The 1,103-nt window shown below is 68.0% G+C and carries 1 protein-coding gene; it reads right to left on the bottom strand.

What is annotated here, in order from left to right; all coding sequences use genetic code 11:
* Positions 1 to 89 precede the first annotated feature (89 nt).
* The gene (locus GA0115259_RS25200; protein WP_093601270.1) at positions 90 to 1,037 is read right to left on the bottom strand and encodes a methionyl-tRNA formyltransferase; all 948 of its coding nucleotides are present in this window, start codon (positions 1,035 to 1,037) and stop codon (positions 90 to 92) included.
* Positions 1,038 to 1,103 lie beyond the last annotated feature (66 nt).

Here is a 1,103-nt window from a genome sequence, read left to right as displayed (position 1 = left end):
CCGGACCGGCCGGCCGCCCCAGCGCAGTTCGGCTGAGACGGTGGCGGCCCGGGGCCGCCGTTCCAGCGCCGTCCGAGTGGGAGACGCGTTCACGGGCGGGCGGTCAAGTAGCCGCCCATCGTGCGGAAGTACTCCGTGGCGGCGTGCTCGGTGCCGTCCTCGGTCCGCAGGCGCCTGATGACAAGGCCCTTGCTCCGGCCCGTACGCGCGTCGGGACCGGCGACGATGACCACACCGTCGCCCTCGCGGATGAAGATCCGGCCCGGAGTGCCGCCGTAACGGGCCTGCGAAACCGCCGCCGAGACGATCCGTACGCGCCGGCCTCGGTGGTGGGTGAAGGCGTTGGGATACGGGTCCGACTGGGCGCGGACCAGCCGCTCAAGGTCCTCGGCGGGCCAGGACCAGTCGATCCGGCTGTCCTCGATGGAGCGCTTGTGGAAGAAGCTGGCCCGGGAGCGGTCCTGCGAGACCCACCGCGCGCTGCCGGAAGCGATGGCGTCGAGGGAGTCCGTCACGATCGGACCGATGAGGTCGACCGTCCTGTGGAACAGGTCCGTGGCGGTGTCGGTGGCTCCGACCGGCACGGACCGCTGGAACACGATGTCACCGGCGTCGAGTTCGGCGTCCATGCGGTGAGCGGTGACACCGACCTCCGGCTCACCGTTGATCAGTGCCCAGATCAGCGGAGAGAAGCCGGCGTAGGCCGGCAGCAGCGAATCGTGGACATTGAGCGTGCCGTGCCGAGGCAGGTCGAAGATCTCCGGAGGCAGCCAGGTACGCCAGTTGTTCGCCACGATAATGTCGGGCGCCGCCTCGCGCAGTCTGCGCAGCAGGTCCTCGTCGTCGGGCCTGTTGCGCAGAAGTACCGGTACACCATGCTTCTCGGCCAGTTCGGCCACCGAGTCGTCCCAGATCTTCTCGTAGACATGATCGCTCTTCGGGTGGGTCACGACCAGGACCACTTCGTGCTCGGAGTCCAGCAGTGCTTGGAGCGTCCGGTGACCCCAGGTCTGGTAGCCGAACATGACGACCCGCATGGTGAATCCCTAAGAATGTGAGGCGGTCCGGGAGGACCGGGTGTGGCTGATGGTGGGTTGTCGTTT

Source organism: Streptomyces sp. MnatMP-M17 (assembly GCF_900091995.1).
Taxonomy (GTDB): domain Bacteria; phylum Actinomycetota; class Actinomycetes; order Streptomycetales; family Streptomycetaceae; genus Streptomyces.
The sequence above is the reverse complement of the archived record's forward strand: the minus strand, read 5'-3'. Positions and strand labels throughout refer to the sequence as shown.

Excerpts from the sequence above, each read along its gene's own strand:
- GA0115259_RS25200 (WP_093601270.1), bottom strand. The coding sequence starts at position 1,037 with ATGCGGGTCGTCATGTTCGGCTACCAGACCTGGGGTCACCGGACGCTC.